This window comes from Clostridium sp. UBA3061 (assembly GCF_002367465.1).
In the GTDB taxonomy this organism is placed as follows: Bacteria; Bacillota; Clostridia; order Clostridiales; family Clostridiaceae; genus Clostridium_J; species Clostridium_J sulfidigenes.
Genome location: NZ_DFCF01000015.1, coordinates 175,594 through 197,968, shown reverse-complemented (window position 1 = coordinate 197,968; position 22,375 = coordinate 175,594). Strand labels below are relative to the sequence as shown.

19 protein-coding genes are annotated in these 22,375 nt (G+C 30.5%); all 19 read right to left on the bottom strand.

The features are described from left to right. Nucleotides 1–110 precede the first annotated feature (110 nt). The 19 genes from B2P65_RS14990 to B2P65_RS14900 all read right to left on the bottom strand — a co-directional run bounded on the left by B2P65_RS14990 (nucleotide 111) and on the right by B2P65_RS14900 (nucleotide 22,373). A complete protein-coding gene (locus B2P65_RS14990; RefSeq protein ID WP_346873757.1) occupies nucleotides 111–1,295 on the bottom strand; it encodes a pyridoxal phosphate-dependent aminotransferase in 1,185 nt (394 codons plus the stop codon). A 24-nt stretch (nucleotides 1,296–1,319) separates the two neighbouring features. Next, on the bottom strand, nucleotides 1,320–2,243 hold the full coding sequence (murB, locus tag B2P65_RS14985) for a UDP-N-acetylmuramate dehydrogenase (RefSeq protein WP_346873756.1): 924 nt from the start codon (nucleotides 2,241–2,243) through the stop codon (nucleotides 1,320–1,322). A gap of 151 nt (nucleotides 2,244–2,394) precedes the next feature. Next, the gene (gene uvrC / locus B2P65_RS14980) at nucleotides 2,395–4,257 is read right to left on the bottom strand and encodes an excinuclease ABC subunit UvrC (RefSeq protein WP_346880427.1); all 1,863 of its coding nucleotides are present in this window, start codon (nucleotides 4,255–4,257) and stop codon (nucleotides 2,395–2,397) included. A gap of 127 nt (nucleotides 4,258–4,384) precedes the next feature. After that, nucleotides 4,385–5,803: a peptidoglycan D,D-transpeptidase FtsI family protein gene (locus tag B2P65_RS14975; RefSeq protein ID WP_346847676.1), complete on the bottom strand. Its 1,419-nt coding sequence runs from the start codon at nucleotides 5,801–5,803 to the stop codon at nucleotides 4,385–4,387. Further along, nucleotides 5,796–7,112 carry an FtsW/RodA/SpoVE family cell cycle protein gene (locus B2P65_RS14970; RefSeq protein ID WP_346847677.1) on the bottom strand — a complete coding sequence of 439 codons (1,317 nt, stop codon included), beginning with the start codon at nucleotides 7,110–7,112 and terminating at the stop codon, nucleotides 5,796–5,798. Before B2P65_RS14970 ends, B2P65_RS14975 begins: the two co-directional genes overlap by 8 nt. Nucleotides 7,113–7,128: 16 nt before the next feature. Further along, nucleotides 7,129–7,557 carry an FHA domain-containing protein gene (locus B2P65_RS14965; RefSeq protein WP_035132164.1) on the bottom strand — a complete coding sequence of 143 codons (429 nt, stop codon included), beginning with the start codon at nucleotides 7,555–7,557 and terminating at the stop codon, nucleotides 7,129–7,131. A gap of 70 nt (nucleotides 7,558–7,627) precedes the next feature. After that, nucleotides 7,628–10,453 carry an excinuclease ABC subunit UvrA gene (gene uvrA, locus B2P65_RS14960; RefSeq protein WP_346847678.1) on the bottom strand — a complete coding sequence of 942 codons (2,826 nt, stop codon included), beginning with the start codon at nucleotides 10,451–10,453 and terminating at the stop codon, nucleotides 7,628–7,630. An 11-nt stretch (nucleotides 10,454–10,464) separates the two neighbouring features. Continuing rightward, nucleotides 10,465–12,450: an excinuclease ABC subunit UvrB gene (gene uvrB / locus B2P65_RS14955; protein WP_346847679.1), complete on the bottom strand. Its 1,986-nt coding sequence runs from the start codon at nucleotides 12,448–12,450 to the stop codon at nucleotides 10,465–10,467. Nucleotides 12,451–12,479: 29 nt separating this feature from the next. After that, entirely contained in the window at nucleotides 12,480–13,784 is a 1,305-nt protein-coding gene (locus tag B2P65_RS14950) for a PDZ domain-containing protein (RefSeq protein ID WP_346847680.1), read from the bottom strand. Nucleotides 13,785–13,991: 207 nt separating this feature from the next. Then, a complete protein-coding gene (locus B2P65_RS14945; RefSeq protein WP_346847681.1) occupies nucleotides 13,992–15,221 on the bottom strand; it encodes a S41 family peptidase in 1,230 nt (409 codons plus the stop codon). Between the two features lie 164 nt (nucleotides 15,222–15,385). Beyond that, nucleotides 15,386–16,279, bottom strand: coding sequence for a permease-like cell division protein FtsX (gene ftsX / locus B2P65_RS14940; RefSeq protein WP_346847682.1), 894 nt, complete (start codon nucleotides 16,277–16,279; stop codon nucleotides 15,386–15,388). Next, the gene (gene ftsE, locus B2P65_RS14935; RefSeq protein WP_035132175.1) at nucleotides 16,269–16,955 is read right to left on the bottom strand and encodes a cell division ATP-binding protein FtsE; all 687 of its coding nucleotides are present in this window, start codon (nucleotides 16,953–16,955) and stop codon (nucleotides 16,269–16,271) included. The genes ftsX and ftsE overlap by 11 nt, the downstream gene beginning before the upstream one ends. A gap of 171 nt (nucleotides 16,956–17,126) precedes the next feature. After that, a complete protein-coding gene (locus tag B2P65_RS14930) occupies nucleotides 17,127–17,504 on the bottom strand; it encodes a hypothetical protein (RefSeq protein WP_346847683.1) in 378 nt (125 codons plus the stop codon). 115 nt (nucleotides 17,505–17,619) lie between these two features. Continuing rightward, entirely contained in the window at nucleotides 17,620–18,558 is a 939-nt protein-coding gene (locus tag B2P65_RS14925) for a transketolase family protein (RefSeq protein WP_414632266.1), read from the bottom strand. Further along, complete coding sequence (locus tag B2P65_RS14920) at nucleotides 18,558–19,385, bottom strand: transketolase (RefSeq protein ID WP_035132181.1); 828 nt, start codon at nucleotides 19,383–19,385, stop codon at nucleotides 18,558–18,560. Before B2P65_RS14920 ends, B2P65_RS14925 begins: the two co-directional genes overlap by 1 nt. A gap of 363 nt (nucleotides 19,386–19,748) precedes the next feature. Next, complete coding sequence (locus B2P65_RS14915; protein ID WP_035132183.1) at nucleotides 19,749–20,102, bottom strand: type II toxin-antitoxin system PemK/MazF family toxin; 354 nt, start codon at nucleotides 20,100–20,102, stop codon at nucleotides 19,749–19,751. Between the two features lie 15 nt (nucleotides 20,103–20,117). Further along, on the bottom strand, nucleotides 20,118–20,381 hold the full coding sequence (locus tag B2P65_RS14910) for a hypothetical protein (protein WP_051823997.1): 264 nt from the start codon (nucleotides 20,379–20,381) through the stop codon (nucleotides 20,118–20,120). Between the two features lie 126 nt (nucleotides 20,382–20,507). Then, entirely contained in the window at nucleotides 20,508–21,671 is a 1,164-nt protein-coding gene (gene alr / locus B2P65_RS14905) for an alanine racemase (RefSeq protein WP_346876645.1), read from the bottom strand. 84 nt (nucleotides 21,672–21,755) lie between these two features. Next, nucleotides 21,756–22,373: a germination lipoprotein GerS-related protein gene (locus B2P65_RS14900; RefSeq protein WP_346847685.1), complete on the bottom strand. Its 618-nt coding sequence runs from the start codon at nucleotides 22,371–22,373 to the stop codon at nucleotides 21,756–21,758. Nucleotides 22,374–22,375: the final 2 nt, after the last annotated feature.

The following is a 22,375-nucleotide window of genomic DNA, read 5'->3' as shown; positions in this document are numbered from 1 at the left end:
TATATCATATAGTAATTTATATTACTAAAAAAGATATAGGATAAATATTTATTTATCCTATATCTTTCACATAAAATTTTTAAAATTAACAATATTATTTTTATATTTATTTATTTTATAGACTCAATTAATGATTTAAATCCAGGTAAGGCATTTTCTATAGTACTATAAGCTACACAATAAGCAATTCTAATATATCCTGGACAAGCAAAAGAAGTTCCAGGAACTATTAAAATATTATATTTTTTTGCCATATTACAGAATTCAATATCGTTCTCTATAGGTGATTTAACAAATAAATAGAAAGCACCTTCTGGTTTTATACAATTATATCCATAAGAAGTAAGTTCACTATAAAGTAGTTCTCGATTTTTATTATAAAAATCAATATTAACTTTATCATCTAAACATCTAGCTATCACTCTTTGGAAAAGTGATGGCGCATTTACATATCCTAAAATACGAGTAGCTACATTAGCAGCAGATACAACATTTTCAAAATCGGATACTTCATTTGGTATAACTAAATATCCAATTCTTTCTCCTGGTAATGAAAGAGATTTACTATAGGAATATCCAACAATTGTATTATCATAATACTTTGTTAAATATGGCACTTGAATGTTATCGTATACAAGCTCTCTATAAGGCTCATCTGATATTAGATATATGTCAGTTCCTAATTCCTTTTGTTTCTCTTTTAAGATATTAGTAAGTTTTATAATAGTCTCTTCTGAATAAACAACGCCTGTAGGATTGTTTGGAGAGTTAATTATAACAGCTTTAGTCTTATCCGTAATTTTACTTTTAAACTCATCTAAATTAGGTTGAAAATCTGTAGTGTTTGGTGATACTACTACAAGCTTTCCATCATAGTTAGCTGCATAACTTCTATATTCACCAAAATATGGTGCAAATACTACTACTTCATCTTCTGGGTTTAAGAGAGTTTTAAAAATCACGTTTAAACCACCTGCTGCACCTACAGTCATAACTATATTCTTTTCTGTAAAACTTGTATCAAATTTTTTGTTAATTGAGTTGGCAATAGTTTCTCTAACATCCTCATATCCTGAGTTGCTCATGTAACCATGAACCATAGTATTAGGTTCATTATTTAAAATATCTACAATTGCCTCCTTTACAGTGCATGGCGGTTCAAGATTTGGATTTCCTAAACTGAAATCATAAACATTTTCTGCACCATAAATTGATGCAAGTCTTTTACCTTCTTCAAACATAGCTCTGATTAATGAACTACCATTAACATAATCCACCATTTTTTTTGAAATCATATCCCCATCTCCCTATTTTTTATATTAGGTTAAATTATCTTCACCTATAACTCTAACTTCAGTGTGTAATTCAACCTTAAATTTTTCATAAACTTTAGCTTTTACAACTTCAATAAGATCTAAAATATCCTTTGACGTTGCATTGCCTCTATTTATGATAAATCCTGAATGTTTTTCAGATACCTGTGCGTCCCCAACGCTAGTACCCTTTAATCCTGAATCTTGAATAAGCTTACCTGCAAAATATCCCTCGGGTCTTTTAAATGTACTTCCTGCTGATGCATATTCTAAGGGTTGCTTACTTTTTCTTCTTTCTGCTAGATCATCCATTCTTTCTTTGATCAAAGCTTTATCTCCATGAGACAATCTCATTCTTGTTTCCAGAACTATATATCCATACTTTAAAATTGCACTATTCCTATATCCAAATTCTAGTTCTTCTTTATTTAATTCTCTAATGGTCCCTTCATTATCAATTACTAATGAACTTTCAATTACTTTTGCCATTTCTCCGTCATAGGCACCTGCATTCATTGCAGTAGCACCTCCAATAGATCCTGGTATCCCAGACGCAAATTCTAGCCCTGATAAACTATTCTTTAAAGCCTGATCTGCAACTGAATATAACTTAGCTCCACATTGTGCAGATATTAAATTTTCATCTACTACTATTTTATTTATGTGTCCTAGTTTTATGACTACTCCTCTTATTCCTCCATCTCTTATTATGAGATTAGATCCATTTCCTAATATGAAATAATCCACCTTATTTTCCTTGCATATGTTAATTAAGTCTTTTACCATTTCATAATTAGAAGGGTAAACTAATAGGTCAGCTGGTCCACCTACCTTAAAAGAAGTATGATTCTTCATTAGTTCATCTATTTTTACATTTTCATTCCCTGCTACATCTAAAACACTTCTTATAAAACTATCCTTTAATTTCATTGTATACCTCTTACTATATTATTATATATTAAGTATAAAATACTTAGGTTATATATATCAACAGTTATTACATATTTCTTTCATTTTAAGTATACTATCCTACTAATAGTATAAACACTCTAATTCAATATTTTATGCTGACATATGGTTATTAACTATTTTTCTTAAAATAATTAATTATACTTTCAGTAGCTTTCCCATCCATAGAAGGTGTAGCCATTAACTCTTCATAGGTAGCCTTTTTTATATTTTCAATACTACCAAATTTTTTTAGAAGTTCACGCCTTCTCTTTTCTCCTATTTTAGGTATTTCATCTAATATAGAAAATAAAGTACGTTTATCTCTTAAGGTTCTATGATATGTAATGGCAAATCTATGAACTTCATCCTGAATCCTAGTTATTAAAAGCATAGCCTTGGAAGATGGCTTTAACAGAATTTCTTTATTTTTATAAATAAGTCCTCTTGTTCTATGCTTATCGTCCTTCACCATGCCACATACAGGTATATTAATATTTAACTCCTCCAATACTTGAAGTGCTATATTAATTTGTCCCTTTCCACCATCCATCATAATCAAATCAGGAAAAATAGAAAACTTACCCGACTTAAAATCCATACCATTATTATTTATTTTCCTTATTTCTTCTAATCCATGGGTAAATCTCCTTGTTAATATCTCTCGCATAGAGCCATAATCGTCTGCACCTTCTACAGTTTTAATTTTAAATCTTCTATAATCACTACTTTTAGCTACTCCATCTTGAAATACTACCATGGTTCCTACAGAATCCATTCCCATGATATTAGATATATCATAGGCTTCAATTCTACTAGGCATATCTTCAATCCCAAGAGCCTCTTGAATTTCAGAAAGTGCCACATTATTAAGTTCCTTGTCTACTTTATGTTTAATCTTAAACATTTCGAGAGCATGGCTAGCGTTTTTTTCTACCATATCAAGAGTCTTTCTCTTTTCTCCTTTATGTGGAACCTTTATAGTCACTCTATATTCCTTCTTTATAGATAACCATTGCTCTAAGATATCAATTTCATCACAATGACTTACATATACAGTCTTAGGTATAAAAGCAGTTCCACCATAAAAGTTTTTAATAAATTCCTCTATGACATAGGCAGGCTCTTCTACTCCTGTATTGTCTAAAATAAAATCTTCTCTTCCAACGATTTTACCATCTCTTAAAAAGAATATCTGAATACAACTATCTTTTTCATCTTGAGAAATACCTATAAAATCTTCATTTTCAAAATTATTACTAATAATCTTTTGCTTTTCATTTATTTTATCTATGGCTATCAACTTATCTCTTAAAGAAGCCGCTTTTTCAAAATCTAAATTTTCTGCTGCTTCTTCCATTTCAGCCTTAATCTTACTAGTAATCTTTGTATCCTTTCCTGTAAGTAAATCCACCACATCATCGATAATTTTTTTATATTCCTCTTTAGAAATTAATCCTTCACATGGTCCACTACATAATTTTATATGATAGTTAAGACAAACCCTTGTTTTAGGCCCATCTTCCTTTATAACTCTTCTACATGTTCTAAGAGGAAATACCTTCTTTATAAGTTCATTTATAGTATATACTGCACTTCCATCCGTATATGGTCCAAAATATTTAGATGAATCATTTCCATAATTTCTTGTAATTAATACCCTTGGAAATTCTTCATTTGTAATTTTAATAAACGGAAAATATTTATCATCTTTTAGCAAAATATTATATTTAGGACTATACTTTTTAATTAAATTACATTCTAGTATTAAAGCTTCTACTTCAGAATCTGTAACTATATACTCAAATTCACTTATATTCTTAACCATAGCTCTAACTTTTTCACTATGATTTTTAGAATTCTGAAAGTATTGTCTTACTCTATTTTTAAGATTTTTTGCTTTTCCTACATATATTACTTCTCTCAAAGAATTTCTCATTAAATAAACTCCAGGATTGTCTGGAAGATTTTTTAGATGATACTCAAAATCAAACATTAAATCACCTCACTTCTCATCCAAAAGTTGTTTCATCTTTAGTATAATACTTATTGAGCTTCACTTTTAATGCAATGATTAATACTCATAAGGTATATTATATAATTATATTTCAAAAGTTTTAATATTAATTTGTACTAAAATAAGATTTCATAAGCTCCTTTGCCATAGCGCTGGCATTAAAGCTATCATTTCCACCTTCTTCTGCAATTATAGCAAAGGCTATTTCTGGGTCATCATAACCTGCAAAACCTATAAACCAAGTGTGTGGCTCCTTATCTCCAGAGTCATGGTCTGCAGTTCCAGTCTTTCCTGATACTTGAACGTTCCATAACTTTGCTGCCTGACCAGTTCCCTCATTGACTACAGCTTTCATATATTCCTTTAGCAATGCTGCATTTTCAGGAGTTGTAACTGTAGCTGCTTCCTTTTGTTCATAGCTTTTAACTACTTTCCCTTCCGGACTTATGATTTCCTTTACTACATTAGGTTCCATCATTACACCATTATTAGCTATAGTACTAGCTACTAGTGCCATTTCTATTGGACTTGCTAGTACTCCACTTTGTCCTATACCACTTTGAGCTATATTACCAACCTCATCACTTTTATATTTTGGGAAAATACTATTATCAATGGTAAGAGTTTCTGATGGAATATCTTTATTAAAGAAGAACTTTTCTGATGTTCCCTTTAAATTATCATTTCCAAGTTCCATAGCTAAGGTACCAAATACCACATTACTAGACTTTAAAAAAGCTGTTCTAAGTCCAATGCTTCCATAAGCATACCCTTTGTAGTTTTCTAGGTATTCACTTTCATTAAAACTAATTTTCCCCTCATCATTAAAGGTCCTATTGGTTATATCCGACATATTCTCCAAAGCACTTATGGCTGTAATAACTTTAAAGGTTGAGCCTGGTGGGTAAAGACCTGAAACTGCTCTATTCAAGAAAGGTGTATCCTCTTGTTGTGACAGTTTTTCAAAGTCTTCTTGTATTGTATTTGCATCAAAACTTGGTTTTGACACCATAGCAAGAACCTCTCCTGTCTTAGGATTTAATGCTACTATTGATCCCTTTCTATTACCTAAAACCTCAAAGGCTCTTTGTTGTAACTTAGAATTTAAGGTAGTCACTACATGATTTCCAACTTTATTCTCATCCTTTTTGTTGGAAAATATATCCTTTATAGAATTTACTGATTGTCCTGAAAGTTCTTTATCAAACTTCTTTTCAATTCCACTAGCCCCATACTTAGCATCATTATAACCAACCACATGAGAAAAAGCTACTCCTCCAACATACTTTCTTGTTTGAGAAAACTCCCCTGTTTTTTCACCTGTAGTTAAAGGATTCATATCTCTGTCATAAATAGTTCCTCTAAGAACTCTATTTTTCTCCGCTTGATTTCTTTTATTATAAACACTATCCAAAGCTATTTGATTTTTAAATAATGTACTATAACTTATATAAGAGATTAGAGCAATAAATAATAACAGAAATACAATCATTACATTTTTTATGTTCTTTTGTAGATTATTCATAATTACTACTCTCCTCTGATATTTTTTGTATTATACCTAGTGAAAGATAACTTATCAGCATAGAACTTCCTCCATAACTAACAAAAGGCAAAGTTATTCCTGTAAGAGGTATAGCTCCAGTTACACCACCAATAATTACTAGTGTTTGAGATACCATCATAGTACTATATCCAACGGCTAATAATCTTGAAAATTTATCCTTTATGTAAAGTGCAGCTCTTATACATCTATAGAATAATAGAAAATTTAAAATTATAACTGCAAATCCAATAAGTAATCCTAATTCTTCGCATATAGCCGCAAATATAAAGTCAGATTCTACTACTGGAATATATCCTGGATATCCATTTCCAAGTCCTACCCCAAAAAATCCACCATTTGCTATAGCTATAAGGGATTGAACAAGCTGATGTCCTTCATCATATCCATACTTCCATGGGTTTCGCCATATCATAACCCTTATCTGAACATGATAAAATAAGTAATATCCTATGACACCACCAACTACAAATAACAGCAATGCTATTATTACATACTTTTTATTTGATGTAGCAATATAAAGCATAGTAAGTGCTATGGCAAAGAAAATTAGCGCTGAACCCAAGTCTGTTTGAGCTAACATAAATAGCAATGATATCATCATTACCATAGCAGGCTCTATTAAACTTATATATTTATATGAGCTTTCTTTCCTAAATCCAATTGCCTTTCCTATCTTAATCCAAAACTTCGAAGGCTTTTCATAATCCTTTAATGCTGAAGCAAGGTAAGCTACTAAGGCAATTTTCCCAAACTCAGAAGGTTGAAAACCGAACCCAAATAAATTTACCCAGTTTTTAGCTCCAAACTGTTCCTTTCCAAAAAAGGTACCCATGGACATAAATAATAATGTTATTATTAGATATAAATATTTGTACTTACTAAATCTTTTTAAATCTGGAAGTATTACAACTACTAATATAAACATAGTCATACCTAAAGCAAAAAATATAATTTGCTTAGCTGTTAAAAAACTTCTAGTACCTTCCGCTATATAACTACCTCCCGATATGGGTAAATCCAACCTATATATCATAGCAATCCCTATAACAGCAAGGATATTTGAAAATAATAATATAAATTTATCCCCATCTGGATAAAATCTTCTTATTACAAAGTGGGAATAACATAATAAACCACATATTATTGCTCCTATAAATATTGCACCCTTATCAATAGTTGGAGTTAGAATTGCTACATTAAAAAATAGTGCCATTACAAGCAAATAAGTAAATCTAAGCACTCTTTTTTCTTGTTTTATACCCTTCATACTTGCCTCCTAATAACTACATAAATTTAAAGGTAGCAGTTCCCACCTTTATTATATCCCCTGACTTTAATATAAGGGAATTCTTTATTCTAATATCATTAACCTTAGTTCCGTTAGTGCTCTCCAAATCTTCCAACACATACTCATTATTTCTTCTGAAAATTTTAACATGATGAGAAGAAACATATTTATCATCTAAGATTACTGTATTATCACTTTTTCTTCCCATAGTTAAGTTATCTACTATTGGTAGTATTCCTCCATTTTTTAGATTTGTATTTTCTCCAGCTACTATTATTTCTAGCCCAGAAGTAGCCTTTCTAGTTCTATTCCTTCTTTTACCCACTGATTTAGTATCTGTATACATTATTTTTAAAGCGTAGATTATAATAAAATAAACTATTGCTATTATTCCTAAATTCAATGCGAATTTTAAAATATTCATAAGCAAAACTCCTTTATACATATATAACATAACTAGCATCATTATAAATTATGATGCTAGTTATAAGTAATTATATCATCTTTTTTAGGTACTGTCCTGTATATGATTTAGAACATTTAATTACATCTTTAGGATTTCCTTTAACTATAATAGTTCCTCCTTGATCTCCACCTTCTGGTCCTAAGTCTATAATATAATCTGAACACTTTATTACATCTAAATTATGTTCAATTACTATTACAGTATTTCCTCCTTCTACAAGCCTTTGGAGAATTTTTATAAGTTTACTAACATCATCAATGTGTAATCCAGTAGTGGGTTCATCTAATATATACAAAGTCTTTCCTGTACTTCTTTTAGATAATTCATAGGCAAGCTTTATTCTTTGTGCCTCTCCGCCTGATAATGTGGTTGATGGTTGACCTAATCTTATATAGGATAATCCAACATCCATAAGAGTTTGAAGTTTACTACTTATACGAGGTATATTTTCAAAGAAAGCTAAGCCTTCCTCTACAGTCATATTTAAAACATCTGCAATAGTTTTTCCTTTGTATTTTACCTCTAATGTTTCTCTATTATATCTCTTTCCTTTACACACTTCACATTCAACATAGACATCAGATAAAAATTGCATTTCTATCTTTATTATTCCATCACCTTTACAAGCTTCGCATCTTCCACCTTTAACATTGAAACTGAATCTACCTTGTTTATATCCTCTGCTTTTAGCCTCTGGAACCATAGTGAAAATTTCTCTTATTAAATCAAATACTCCTGTATATGTAGCAGGATTACTTCTAGGTGTTCTTCCTATTGGACTTTGATCTATATTTATAATCTTATCAATCTGGTCATCACCTACAATTTCCTCATGTTTTCCTGGTAGTTTCTTAGAACCATTTAATTTTCTATTTAACCCCTTATATAAAACCTGATTAACTAAAGTACTTTTCCCTGACCCTGAAACTCCTGTTACAGATGTAAATAATCCTAATGGAAATTCAACACTTATATTTTTTAGATTGTTTTCCTTTGCACCTTTAACTTTTATAACTCTATTTTTATCCATAATTCTATATTTTTCAGGCACATCTATAGTTCTATGCCCACTTAAATATTGACCTGTAATGGACTCTTTACACTTCATCACATGTTTTACTGTACCTGCAGCTACTATTTTTCCTCCATGCTCTCCTGCTCCTGGGCCTATATCTACTAAGTAATCTGCTTCTCGCATAGTATCTTCGTCATGCTCAACTACAATTAAAGTATTTCCTATGTCTCTAAGATGCTTTAAAGTCTTTATTAATTTATCATTATCTCTTTGATGCAATCCAATACTTGGCTCATCTAAAATATATAAAACCCCCATCAAACTAGAACCAATTTGAGTTGCTAATCTAATTCTTTGCGCTTCTCCTCCTGATAAAGTACCTGATGCTCTACTTAAGTTAAGATAACTAAGTCCTACATCCTTTAAAAAACTAAGTCTACTCTTAACTTCCTTTAATACTTGTTCTGCTACAATTTCATCCTTTTTAGATAATTTTAATGCATCTACAAAATCAAGTTCTTCTATAATAGACATAGTACAAAATTCACTTATATTTTTACCACCTACAGTAACAGATAGAGCTTCTTTAGATAATCTTCTTCCTTTACACTTAGGACAAGGATTATCACTCATATACTCTTCTACTTCTCTCTTTATGTAATCTGAGTTAGTTTCCATATATCTTCTTTTTAAATTATTTATTATACCTTCATAAGCATAATTATATATACCAGTTTTAAATTCCTTGGTATACTCTATTCGTAATTTTTCTCCATTTGTTCCATATAAAACAGAATTTAAATTTTCTTCTGATAGTTCTTCTATAGGAGTATCTAAAGTAAACCCTCTTTTTTTAGCAAGAGCTTCTAATATGGCACGAGTCCATGAATCCTCCTTTAAACTACCTTCACCTAAAGTTAAAATTCCTCCACCTAATATGGATTTGCTTTTATCCGGAATCACCAAATCCTCATCTATCTCCATTAAAGTCCCAAGTCCATCACACTCATCGCACTTTCCAAAGGGAGAATTGAAGGAAAACATTCTAGGCTCAATTTCACCAATACTTATTCCACAACTTACACATGAAAATTTTTCACTTAAAAGTATATCTTCTCCATCAATTACATTTAAGATAGCTATACCTTCACCTATTTTTAATGCTGACTCTAAAGAGTCTGTAATTCTTGATTCAATTCCATCTTTAATAACTACTCTATCTATTACTATTTCAATGGTATGCTTTTTATTCTTCTCTAGTTTGATATCTTCATCTTCTAAATCTACCAGAACACCATCAATTCTTGCTCTAACATATCCATTTTTTTTAATGTTCTCAAGGATCTTTACATGTTCTCCTTTTTTCCCTGTAACTACAGGTGCTAAGATTTGAACCTTAGTTCTAGGTGGCAGAGCCATTGCCTGATCTACCATTTGGTCTACAGTCTGCTGGGTAATCTCCTTGCCACATTTAGGACAATGGGGTACACCTATCTTTGCATAAAGTAGTCTTAAATAATCATAAATTTCAGTTACTGTTCCTACTGTAGATCTTGGATTTTTACTTGTAGTTTTTTGGTCAATAGATATAGCTGGTGATAGACCTTCTATATACTCTACATCCGGTTTATTCATTTGGCCTAAAAACTGTCTCGCATAAGCTGAAAGAGATTCTACATATCTTCTTTGTCCTTCTGCATAAAGAGTATCAAAGGCTAAAGAAGATTTTCCTGAACCTGAAAGTCCAGTAAAAACAACAAATTTATCTCTTGGTATTTCTAAATCTACATTTTTAAGGTTATGTACTTTTGCACCTTTTATATAAATACTATTTCTCATAAATTTCTCCTTTACAAATTAAATTCTCTCTTCATACGTTCTATCTCATCTCTTAAAATCGCTGCTCTTTCAAATTGTAAGTCCTTAGCTGCTTCTTTCATTTCTTTTTCTAGTTTAGTAATATGCTTAGTCAATTCCTTCTTATCTAAAAGCAAATCACTACTTGCTTCACTGATATATAAATCTTCATCTTCTGCCACTGTAGAAATTTCTATAACATCTCTTATTTCCTTGATTATAGTCTTAGGTACTATATTATGATCATCATTATACTTTTCTTGAATACTTCTTCTTCTATTGGTCTCATTTATAGTTTTTTCCATAGAATTTGTCATATTATCAGCATACATTATTACTTTACTTTCTGAGTTTCTTGCAGCTCTACCTACAGTCTGAATTAAAGATGTTTCACTCCTTAAGAATCCTTCCTTATCTGCATCTAATATAGCAACTAATGCTACTTCTGGAATATCTAATCCTTCTCTTAAAAGATTTATTCCAATTAGCACATCATAATCTCCTCTTCGAAGATCTCTTATTATTTCCATTCTTTCCATAGTAATTATATCAGAATGTAAGTAAGTAGTTTTTACTCCTAACTCTTTTAAATATTTAGTTAAGTCCTCTGCCATCTTCTTTGTAAGAGTTGTAACTAAAGTTCTAAACCCTCTTTCAGTAGTTTTGATAATCTCACCATATAAGTCATCAATTTGACCTTTTACTGGTCTTATTATAATTTCAGGATCTAATAATCCTGTTGGTCTTATTATTTGCTCTGCTATATTAGCTGAATGTTCATTCTCATAAACTCCAGGTGTAGCACTTACAAATAATACCTGATTTAATTTATCTTCAAACTCTTCAAATTTAAGTGGTCTATTATCATAGGCTGATGGAAGTCTAAATCCATACTCTACTAAAGAAGTTTTTCTAGATCTGTCTCCTCCATACATAGCCTTAATTTGTGGTAGTGTAACATGACTTTCATCTACAAAGAAAAGAAAATCATCTGGGAAATAGTCAATAAGAGTTTGTGGTGGTGTTCCTTTTTCTCTTCCATCTAATATTCTAGAATAATTTTCTATTCCAGTACAATAACCTACTTCTCTCATCATTTCTATATCAAAATTGGTTCGTTGTTTTAATCTTTGAGCTTCTAATAACTTATCCTCATCCTTTAGCTCCCTTAATCTCTCTTCTAATTCAAATTCAATTTGAGAGATAGCTCTTTCTAAATTTTCCTTTGATGTAGCAAAGTGTGATGCTGGGAATATAGATACATGTTTTCTTCCACTAATTATATTGCCTGTTAATACATCAAACTCACGGATTCTATCTATTTCATCTCCGAAAAACTCAACTTTTATCCCTTTATTAGTTGATGATGCTGGAAATATATCTAGCACGTCTCCTCTAACTCTAAAGGTTCCTCTTACAAAATTTATATCATTTCTTTCGTATTGAATATCCACTAGCTGACTAATAACACTATTTCTATCTTTAATCATACCTTCTCGTAAAGATACAGTAAGCTTTCTATAATCCTCTGGATTTCCTAGCCCATATATACATGATACAGAAGCCACAACTATAACATCTCGTCTTTCTATCAAGGCTGAAGTAGCTGAGTGCCGTAGCTTTTCTATCTCCTCATTTATTGATGCATCCTTTTCTATATAGGTGTCAGTTTGAGCCATATAAGCTTCTGGTTGATAGTAATCGTAGTAAGAAACAAAGTACTCAACAGCATTTTCTGGAAAAAACTCTTTAAATTCAGAGCATAATTGAGCTGCTAAAGTCTTATTATGAGCAAGAATTAAAGTTGGTCTTTGAACTCTCTCAATAATATTTGCCATAGTAAATGTCTTCCCTGATCCTGTTACTCCAAGTAAAGTTTGATATTTTTTATCTTCAAGGATTCCTTTAACTATACTATCTATTGCTTCAGGTTGATCTCCAGTTGGCTTAAATTTTGAATGAATCTTAAACTGACCCATGATACATCACCTCATCTTTTTATAAAAAATTATTCTTTATCGTTACTATCTTTCTTTTCTTTAATTTTATTTAGAATATCAGAAAAACTAGAACCTCCTGGCTTTGCTACAGTAGCCTGCTTTGGAACTTCTCTAGGAACTATAACAATTCCTAATTTTTCTTTATTGTTTTTTACTTTACATTCTAATTCTTCCATAGATCCATTTTCTCTTCTAACCTTCATATTTATAATATCTGGAAGACGTTCTAACATATTAAATATAATTTCATCCTTATATAATTTAATATTATTTATTTCTAATATTAAATCTCCCATTTTAACCCCCATATTTTTAGCTATTGAATCATGGGCTACATCTAGAACACATACTCCCTCTTCATTACTCACATACTTTATTTTACCTTTCTTTTCTGCTAAGCGATCAATATATAACATATACTCATGTAATACAGGCATCAATGTAAGAATTATTACATCTAAAATCTTATTTATATCCCCAAGAAAAGATAATAGAATTAATACAGTACCATAGCCTAAAATTAATAGTCCTGAGAATATTGGCTTATTTTTTTTACTTTTTGTAAATGTTATGGTAGCATAATTAACTCCTGCAAAAATCGGTAATGCACCAATTACCATAGTAGCAAAAATCAACATGTTTTTATTATGATTAATTATTGGCCACCACTCTGGAGTGTTTACACTTCCCCCCATAACTGTATTGGCGCTAGTAGCCTGTACCATTAATAATATTATCATTGGTAATATCCATTGTCTTCTATATGCAAATCCACCTATGATTTTTTTATCTCTTGATCCAAATACAGGTATAGCACCTCTTTTCCCATCAAAGATTACTAATAACCCTTCAACAATATGCATTACTGCAACCAATACCAATAAATTAGTTATATCCATTTTTAGTACATCTAAACTTGGATTCTCCATGATTAATGATATAAAATACAACAGTATTGATAATAGTCCCAAAATAGCTCCTGAATATGAAAGACAAACTAATTTGGGACTAAAGAACATTAACGCTACTGATAATATAAATATTAGAAATATATTAGAAGTTTCATAAAAAGTAATTCCCAAAAATGTAAGAATTAAACTAGCTACTACACCTCCCAATATTCCCATAACTATTTGTGACACAGTAAGTTCAAAAGCAGTTGACGAGTTTTTACCCATAATTAATCTTTCCATCACTGTAGTTTTTTTATTTTTCATATAGAATACAACAGCCATCATTATTAATATAAGCGCATAAGACGGCTCCACAATAGCATAGGACACCTGCTGCAAAGTATACTTTAAAAGTTCCATTATTTTTCTCCTTCTCATTATGTAACAAAGAGTAGATGTGCATAAGTAAAATTAAGTATCTACTATAATAGATACTTAATTTTACATCATCATTTATCTACTTGAAACTATAAAATTAATTTTATTATTTTTCTATATGTTAACTTATTTTAATTAGTATTTATTATAATAAAAATACTAATATCTATTATAATACCCTATATTTTATTACTTAATCTTTTCTTTTGCCACTTCCAAAGCCTTTTCAAATTGAGGATCTACTGATTTATCATAGGCTTTCCCTTTTAGTTCTTCTGGATACTCAACTAAAATATCTGGCTCTATTCCTATACCATGGATATTCTGTCCATTAGGAGTATAGTATTTTGATATAGTAACCTTCAATGCAGTTCCATCTCTAAATCCATCTCTATCCCTATAAAAAGTTGTTTGAACAACACCCTTACCAAAGGTCTTAGTACCTACTAAAGTTCCTAACTTATAATCTTTTATAGCTCCTGTAAATATTTCTGAAGCACTTGCACTCCCCTCATCTATTAATATAGTAAGTGGTAATCCTTCAGCAATTCCACCTACTGAATTATAATCCTTCCTATTTCCATTCTTATCTTCCGTATAAACTATATTCTTATTCTTAGGAATAAATTGTGAACACATATTCACAGTTTGATCTAATAATCCTCCTGGATTTTCTCTTAGGTCTACTATTAAACTCTTCATTCCTTTTGAGTTTAAATCTTTAATTGCATTTTCAAAATTGCTAGATGTATTTTCATCAAACATAGTTACCTGAATATATCCTACTTGACTATCAATCATTTCTTTCTTTACAGTTATCATTTCTATTTCATCTCTTACAGTTTTAACATTAAAAGAACCTTTGTTTTCCCTAGATAAAGTAAGTTCTACAGCTTCTCCTTTTTCACCTTTCATAGTTTTCACTGCTTTTTCTAAGTCCTTGCCTTCAACCTTTGTACCATTTACGCTTTCAATTATATCCCCTGAAAGTATTCCCACTTTTTCTGCAGGTGAATTTTCAAAGGTAGCTACTACAACTATCTTATCTTCCTTAACTCCTACCTGTATTCCTAATCCAACATAATTTCCTTCTGTTTGAGAATAGAAGTCTTTAAACTCTTCGGCATTCATATATGTTGTATATGGGTCTCCTACAGCTTCTGTCATTCCCGCTGCTGCTCCATCTATAAGTTTATTAATATCAATTTCACCCAAATAATATCTATCTAATTTATCTTTTATAGTATATAACTTTTCAAAGTCTACTATATTTTCATATGTTTTTCTACTAACTATAACTTTACCATCTGGTAACTTAAAAGATATATAGTTAGATAATCCTAAAGTAATTAAATTTGTCACTATCAAAAGAGCCACTATACCCGTTACTCTTTTCCATTTATTTTTCTTACCATCCATAAAAATCACCCTCTCATTCTCATATATTTATTATTACTTTTTATCCCCGATAATAATACTATGAAATTTAAATTATTTTATTAATCCTTTCTATTACCAATATATTATATTATACACAAATAAGACTAAGAAATAAATTCTTAGTCTTATTTGTTCTTTATAATTTAAACTTTTAAGAATTTTCTCATGGATATTATACTTCCAATAGCACCTATGAAAACTCCACATCCCAGGAATTCCCAAATAATCACCTTCAATATATAAGAAATACCTACTAAATCAAATCCAAATAGTGTATCGGCGCTTAAATTATTAATTATAATAGAATATATAAAACCTAGTACTACTACCGATATGACTGCTCCAAATATTCCAAGTATCATACCTTCTATTATAAATGGCCATCTAATAAACCAATCTGTAGCTCCTACATACTTCATTATTCCTATTTCTTTTTTTCTCGTAAACACTGTAATTTTTATGGTATTTCCTATTAAGAATAGAGATATCATAATAAAAACTACAAATGCTACTGCAGCACCTATTTTAAATGAATCTGTAAGCTTAGAAATTTTTGCAATTATAGATCTTGCATCTTTTATCTCATCAATACCATTCATATCTTTAATACTACTTACAACTTTATCTACTACTAGCGGCTCTTTAACATTTACTGTAAAGGAAGCTGGGAATGGATTATTATCCTCAAATCCAGATGTTAACTGACCTAATTCATCATTCATTTGTTCCTTTACATCCTTCAAAGCATCTTCCTTGCTTTGAAAAGTTATCTTATCAATACCATCTACTTCTTTAATTTTATTCTCTATAGCATTTTTATTATTATCACTTATATCCTCTTTTAAGTAGATTTTCACCTCAACCATGGATCCCAATTGCGTAATTAATTTATCTGCATTAGCAACTCCTAGTGTTATAGCTCCTAATAAAAAAAGTGTAGCTGTTACTGTAGCTATAGATGCTATACTTAAAGTTTTATTTCTTTTTATACTTTTAAGTGCTTCCTTAAATGAATATTTAAAAGAATCAAATTTCATAACCATATTTCCCCCTTTCCTCATCTCTGGCAATAACACCCTTCTCAATAGCTATAACTCTCTTTTTCATAGAGTCAACTATGTCTCTTGCATGGGTTGCCATAACAATGGTAGTTCCAGCTCTACTAATATCACTTAAAATATCCATAATTTCTAATGAAGTTTCAGGATCTAAGTTACCTGTTGGTTCATCAGCAATTAATAATGATGGACTATTTACTATAGCTCTAGCTATAGATACTCTTTGTTGTTCTCCACCTGATAACTCTGTAGGTAAAGCATCTCTCTTTTTTGATAATCCTACCATTGAAAGCACTGCTGGAACCTTTTTTTGTATATCCTTTTCGCTTGATCCTATAACTCTTAGTGCAAAAGCTACATTATCAAATACATTCAAACTTTGTATCAATCTAAAATCTTGAAACACTACTCCAATTTTTCTTCTATAATAAGGCACTTCTTTCCTTGTTAGCTTTGTTAAATCTGATCCTGCAACTATAACCGAACCCGCTGTTGGATCAACTTCTTTTAATAACATCTTTATAAAGGTAGATTTTCCTGCTCCACTTGGGCCTACTAAGAAAACAAATTCACCCTGGTCAATATGTACATTTAAATTAGATAAAGCTAGTACATTGTTATTATAAACCTTAGTAACATTTTTAAAATCTATCATAATTATTAACTCTCCTCGACTTTTTACTTTTTATCTGTGTATATTATAACATAAAAATTTAAAATGCAAGTCCTACATAAGTTAAAAAATAATAAATTCTTATTTTTCTTCATAAAAAAAGAGTGGAAATATATATATTTTTTTCCACTCATGCTTCTTTATGTATGTAAACTACACATATAAGTTATGAATTAGCATATCGTATACTAAGAAATATGTTGCTAATAATGCAAAGGTGCAGAATATAGTTCCTACTAAACCAAATTTATAAAGATATTGTCTCCAAGTTTTCTCATAGCTTAAAGGTCTCAATAACTTTGTCGGTTGTAGAAATGCTAATGCTGATACAAATAATCCTCCACAAGAAAATATAATTCCTGTATTTCTTATTCCTCTAAGTATTCCATAAAGTTCCATAGATTGACCTTTAACTAATAGATATATACAACTAATAACTATACCTAAAACTACGGGTATAATAACTAATTTTAAAGACAATTTAAAACAAAAGACTACATCACTCATATATCCTTTAACATCTTGTTTCATCTATAACGCTCTCCTTAGTAAATCGAATTTTCAAATTATTTATAAATTATATCATAGGCTATAAAAAAAAGAAACCTAAGTCTCCTTAGATTTCTTCCATATTCAATTTTATTTTTTATTTCATACTAATTCCAGTCTTAACTGCTTTAACTATATCTAATGCTGTTAATCCATAAGCTTTTAATAATTCTGCAGGCTTACCACTTTCACCAAAAGTATCCTTTATTCCAACTCTTAAAACTGTAGCTGGACAATGTGTAGTTACTACTTCCGCCACTGCTGAACCAAGGCCACCTATGATACTATGTTCTTCTGCAGTAACTATAAGATTTGTTTCTCTTGCAGCTTTTGTTATTAATTCTTCGTCTATAGGCTTTATTGTATGTATATTAATAACTCTAACTCTTATGCCTTCTTCAGCCAAAATATTGTACGCTTCTAATGCTGCCTCTACCATAATTCCAGTTGCAACTATAGTAGCATCTTTCCCATCTCTTAAAGTTATTCCTTTACCAATTTCAAACTTATAATCTTCATTATCATTTATTATAGGTACCGAACTTCTACCAAGTCTAACATAGCAAGGGCCTTCATATTTTGTTATAGCTTCTATTGCTGCTTCAGCCTCAATTCCATCACTTGGACTAATCACCACCATATTAGGTATACTTCTCATTAATGAAATATCCTCTACAGATTGGTGAGAAGCACCATCTTCTCCTACTGTTAGACCAGCATGAGTAGCACATACCTTTACATTTAATTTAGGGTAACATATAGAATTTCTTATTTGTTCAAAAGCTCTTCCTGTTGCAAATATAGCAAAAGTAGATGCAAAAGGAATTTTTCCACAAGCTGCCATTCCCGCTGCCACAGTCATCATATTACCTTCAGCAATCCCCATATTGATAAATCGCTCTGGGCATACAGACTTAAAATCAGCAGTTTTAGTAGACTTAGATAAGTCTGCATCAAGAACTACTATATTTTCATTTTCTTTACCTATTCTTGCTAATGCTTTTCCATAGGCTTCTCTAGTTGCAACACTTTTCATTATTCTTCTCCCCCAATCTCTTTTAATGCTATTTCACACTGCTCTTTACTTGGAGCTGAACCATGCCAACCTGCCTGATTCTCCATAAAAGATACACCTTTTCCTTTAATTGTTTTACAAACTATCATTGTAGGCTTATCTTTTACTCCTTTTCCAGCTTCTATAGCATCTTTTATCTTAACTAAATCATGACCATCTTCTAAATAAATCACGTTCCATCCAAATGCTACAAACTTATCTGCTATAGGATTAGGATTCATAACCTTATCAATATCTCCATCTATTTGAAGTCCATTATAATCTACAAAAGCTGTTAAATTGTCTAGTTTGTAATGAGCTGCACACATAGCTGCTTCCCAAACTTGACCTTCCTCTAATTCTCCATCTCCTAGTAGGGTATATACTCTATATGAGCTATTATCAAGCTTTCCTGCTAGTGCCATACCTACCGCAGCGGAAACTCCTTGACCTAATGAACCTGTAGACATATCTACTCCTGGTATGTAATTCATATTTGGATGACCTTGTAGCATTGCTCCAGTTTTTCTTAATTTCATAAGTTCTTCTTTATTAAAGAAACCCTTCTCCGCAAGAGCTGCATATAAAACTGGTGCAGCATGACCTTTTGATAATACAAATCTATCTCTATTAGGATTCTTAGAGTCTTCTACATCAATATTCATTTCATTAAAATATAATGTAGTAATGATTTCTACAGCTGATAGAGAACCGCCTGGGTGACCAGATGCTGACTCTGTTACCATCTTTATAATATCTTTTCTTAAAACTTTCGCTATATTCTCTAATGCTATTAATGACTTTTCCATTGCTTATCCCTCCCTGATTTTCTTCTAAACCCATTATATCAATAATTTATTTATTCTCAACTATTTAGTTGAAATTTTACTTTTATCCATACATTTCATTATAAGAAATCTCCAATAATTATTAATATATTATTTACCTTACACTTCAATTAAATACAACTATACTTCTATCATTATAAAAGTAATAAATACTTTATATTTTTTTGTCCATCTACCGATTTAATTTAAAAGGAGCTATTTCAAAATAATTCACTAATCTCTATAAAATGTTAAGTTTCACTAAAATATTGTTGTTAGTGCATACTCCACATCCAATTAAGATTTAGTGTATTTTGAAACAGCCCCTTAATATTAAGCTTATTTTTACATTTTTAAATCTAAACTAATTTTAAGAGCAACATCAACTTTAATCATATCTTCATCGGTCATATGACCTATCTTTTCTTTTAATCTTCTTTTGTCTAAAGTTCTAACTTGCTCTAGCAAAACTACCGAGTCTTTATTTAATCCGTATTCTTCAGAAGAAATCTCTACATGAGTTGGAAGTTTTGCCTTATTTATCTGAGAGGTTATAGCTGAAACTATCACAGTTGGACTATATCTATTTCCCACATCATTTTGTATAATTATTACAGGTCTTATTCCACCCTGTTCTGATCCAACCACTGGGCTTAAATCAGCATAAAATATATCGCCTCTCTTTATAACAATTGTCATTAGGCATTCACACTCCTAAAGGCTAGCTTCATATTCACTTAAGTCATTAATATAACTCTCAAAGCCATATTCTGATAATTCTAAATTTAATTCTCTCATAGCTAAATATCCTTGTTTCATTTTCTCTATATAGCTATTACTATTATAGCCTTCACTATATACTATTCCATAATCCATAATTAATTTACTATTTGTTATAAATTGTTTTTTATCTACATCATTAAATTTTTCGCAAAAACTACTACCAAAATTCAGAATAAATTTCTTTGAGCTACCCATGGATTTCATTACCTCCAATTTAAATAACAACTTTATGTACAACTTAATTATAAATCATCAATTGTTATTATGTCAAAGAAATTATCCTCAATTTCTACTTTTTACAACATTTTTTTATACTTTTTACTATACGTAGTTTCTTACACTGAAAATTTTACCGTTTTTTGTATATATTCTTGGAATTCTCTTACTTATATCACAAATTACTTCATAATTGACTGTACCTATAGATTCTGCTATATCATCTGCTGTTATAACATTCCCTATATTATCTTTTCCAATTAATATAACTTCATCCCCAATCTTCACCCCAGGTACATCTGTTACATCTATCATACATTGATCCATACAAATACGACCTACAACAGGTACTATTTTACTATTCACAATTACTTTAGCCACCCCTGTTAATGCTCTCGAAATGCCATCTGCATATCCTATAGGAAGAGTTCCAATTATCCGTTCTGCAGGTGCTTTATACAATCTACCATAGCTTACATAATCGCCTTCCTGTATTTTTTTCAAATGAACAATTTTACATTTTAGCGACATAACAGGTATTAAGTTAACATTATTTTTATTAACATACTTGGAAGGATAATATCCATAAAGCATAATACCAGCTCTAACTCCATCATATGGTAAGTCAGGAAAATCTATTATAGCAGCACTATTGCTTACATGCTTAAAGGGTATAATTATACCTAATTCTTCAAGATATATATTAAATATATTAAATTTTTCTATTTGAAAACTAGCATAAGTTTTGTCTTTCTCATCAGCAGTAGCAAAATGAGTAAATATTCCTACAATTCTTACTCCTTTTAACTTAGTTATCCTATGTACTTCCCTAGCCTGCTCCCTCGTTGTTAAAAATCCAATCCTCCCCATACCTGTATCTACAGCTATATGAATTTTAGCTATGCTATTCTTCTTTATAGCTATGTCTGAAAGTATTTTAGCATCTTCATAATCATATATAGTTTGCTCTAGGTTTAAATCAATAACTTCATCATAAAATTCCTTTGGTGTATATCCCAATATAATAATAGGAATTTCCACACCAGCTTTTCTTAGTTCTACCGCTTCTGTAACAATAGCTACTGCAAATCTATTTATACCTTCATCCATCATAGACTTACATATATCTATAGCTCCATGTCCATATCCATCAGCTTTTATTGTAGCAATTATTTCCTTCCCCTCTGAAACCCTTTTTACTTCACTTACATTATTCCTTAAAGCATCTAAATCCACTTCTGCCCAAGAGGGTCTTATCTTTTTTTCCATATTACTCACCTTGCTCACCTTTCCAGTTGTCAAGAACTACCTCATAGTAAATACTAGATTCGCTCTTACTGTTTTGTATCATTGTTATAAATCTAACTCCACATCTTCAACCTTATCAGTCCAGTTAAAGTTTTCATAAGTATATATAATTCTTTCTCTACCTTTATTATCATAGATTATTATTTTCTTCGGTCTATTATTTTTAATATCATAATATAAGCTACCTTGGCAAATGTTGTTATTGCTTCCAGGAATCACTGTTGTTATCACAAAGCACTCACTATTATTTATTGTTTCAGTTTCAAATTCTAATTGTTCATTTGTATATATTAATCCTATATATTCACCAATAAATCCATATTTAAATACTTCATCAAACCCTTTATCTAAGGTATACTCTTTGATATTCTCCTTATCTTTAACAAGTATCTCATCACCTTTAAAAGTAAAAGATCTCTTATCCTTTAAATCCAGTTTATATCCTATATCTTTTTTATAGGTTTGAAACCCTTCATACTTATTTGTTTCTCTGTCATTTACGACCTCTATAGTTATATCACTCTTATAGGCTTTAATCTCACTTAAGGAATCAATTACATTATACTCATCTAAAGTCCTTGTTCTTCCTTTAATGAATAAAGCCACTGCAATGGTTAGGCATATAGCTATAATAAATAGTGTATAAGTTAGTCTTTTTTTCATAA

Bases quoted from the DNA above. Each gene is read 5' to 3' on its own strand.
- murB (WP_346873756.1), bottom strand. From the start codon at position 2,243: ATGAAATTAAAGGATAGTTTTATAAGAAGTGTTTTAGATGTAGCAGGG.
- ftsX (WP_346847682.1), bottom strand. From the start codon at position 16,279: ATGAAATTTGATTCTTTTAAATATTCATTTAAGGAAGCACTTAAAAGT.
- B2P65_RS14900 (WP_346847685.1), bottom strand. From the start codon at position 22,373: ATGAAAAAAAGACTAACTTATACACTATTTATTATAGCTATATGCCTA.
- B2P65_RS14925 (WP_414632266.1), bottom strand. From the start codon at position 18,558: ATGAAAAGTGTTGCAACTAGAGAAGCCTATGGAAAAGCATTAGCAAGA.
- ftsE (WP_035132175.1), bottom strand. From the start codon at position 16,955: ATGATAGATTTTAAAAATGTTACTAAGGTTTATAATAACAATGTACTA.
- uvrA (WP_346847678.1), bottom strand. From the start codon at position 10,453: ATGAGAAATAGTATTTATATAAAAGGTGCAAAAGTACATAACCTTAAA.
- B2P65_RS14965 (WP_035132164.1), bottom strand. From the start codon at position 7,557: ATGAATATTTTAAAATTCGCATTGAATTTAGGAATAATAGCAATAGTT.
- B2P65_RS14930 (WP_346847683.1), bottom strand. From the start codon at position 17,504: ATGAAACAAGATGTTAAAGGATATATGAGTGATGTAGTCTTTTGTTTT.
- B2P65_RS14950 (WP_346847680.1), bottom strand. From the start codon at position 13,784: ATGGAACTTTTAAAGTATACTTTGCAGCAGGTGTCCTATGCTATTGTG.
- B2P65_RS14970 (WP_346847677.1), bottom strand. From the start codon at position 7,112: ATGAAGGGTATAAAACAAGAAAAAAGAGTGCTTAGATTTACTTATTTG.
- B2P65_RS14945 (WP_346847681.1), bottom strand. From the start codon at position 15,221: ATGGATGGTAAGAAAAATAAATGGAAAAGAGTAACGGGTATAGTGGCT.
- B2P65_RS14990 (WP_346873757.1), bottom strand. From the start codon at position 1,295: ATGATTTCAAAAAAAATGGTGGATTATGTTAATGGTAGTTCATTAATC.
- uvrB (WP_346847679.1), bottom strand. From the start codon at position 12,450: ATGGGTCAGTTTAAGATTCATTCAAAATTTAAGCCAACTGGAGATCAA.
- B2P65_RS14915 (WP_035132183.1), bottom strand. From the start codon at position 20,102: ATGACAATTGTTATAAAGAGAGGCGATATATTTTATGCTGATTTAAGC.
- B2P65_RS14920 (WP_035132181.1), bottom strand. From the start codon at position 19,385: ATGGAAAAGTCATTAATAGCATTAGAGAATATAGCGAAAGTTTTAAGA.
- B2P65_RS14975 (WP_346847676.1), bottom strand. From the start codon at position 5,803: ATGAATAATCTACAAAAGAACATAAAAAATGTAATGATTGTATTTCTG.
- B2P65_RS14910 (WP_051823997.1), bottom strand. From the start codon at position 20,381: ATGGGTAGCTCAAAGAAATTTATTCTGAATTTTGGTAGTAGTTTTTGC.
- alr (WP_346876645.1), bottom strand. From the start codon at position 21,671: ATGGAAAAAAAGATAAGACCCTCTTGGGCAGAAGTGGATTTAGATGCT.
- uvrC (WP_346880427.1), bottom strand. From the start codon at position 4,257: ATGTTTGATTTTGAGTATCATCTAAAAAATCTTCCAGACAATCCTGGA.